A 622-nucleotide genomic window follows, 5' to 3' on the forward strand; every position below is an offset into this window, starting at 1 on the left:
GCGCCGACGTCCCGGACGCGCCGGCCCGGGCGTTCCGCGACGCCGCCGGGGCTGTGGCGGTGTTCGGGATGCATTACCGCAACCGCGCCCTGCGCGGGCCGGACCTCGACCACCTCAAGCTCGACTGCGCCGTCGTGCTCGATTCGGGCGAGAAGGCCGACCCGGCGGCCTATGACGACCGGTCCTGGATCACCGCCACCTGGACCGAGGACGGCAGCCGCGTCGCCGCACTGCTGCACCACGAGTACCAGGCCAACGAGCATCCCGGCCGCTGCCCGGCGGGGTCCTACATGGCGTGCTGGTACAACACGATCACGGCGGCCGCCTCGACGGATGGCGGGCGCAGCGTCCTGCGGCGGAGCCCGCCCGTCGTGGTGGCCAGCGCGCCGTTCCGGCAGGAGGTCGACCAGGGCCGGCACCGGGGCTTCTTCAACCCGTCGAACATCGTGGCGGACGGGCGCTGGCGCTACTTTCTGGCCTCGACCACGGGCTGGGATCGCCCCGGCAGCGACCAGGCGGCCGGCGTCTGCCTGTTCCGCAGCGACGATCCGGCGGATCCGACCCGCTGGCGCGCCTGGACCGGCGCCGGCTTCACCGCCGCCTTCCCGGATCCGTACCGCGC

The 622-nt window shown here is 74.3% G+C and carries 1 pseudogene; it reads left to right on the forward strand.

Annotation, left to right across the window (positions count from 1 at the left end):
• A pseudogene (locus FV228_RS31980) lies at positions 1-622 on the forward strand (hypothetical protein); the annotation flags it as partial.

The organism is Methylobacterium sp. WL18 (assembly GCF_008040015.1).
In the GTDB taxonomy this organism is placed as follows: domain Bacteria; phylum Pseudomonadota; class Alphaproteobacteria; order Rhizobiales; family Beijerinckiaceae; genus Methylobacterium; species Methylobacterium mesophilicum.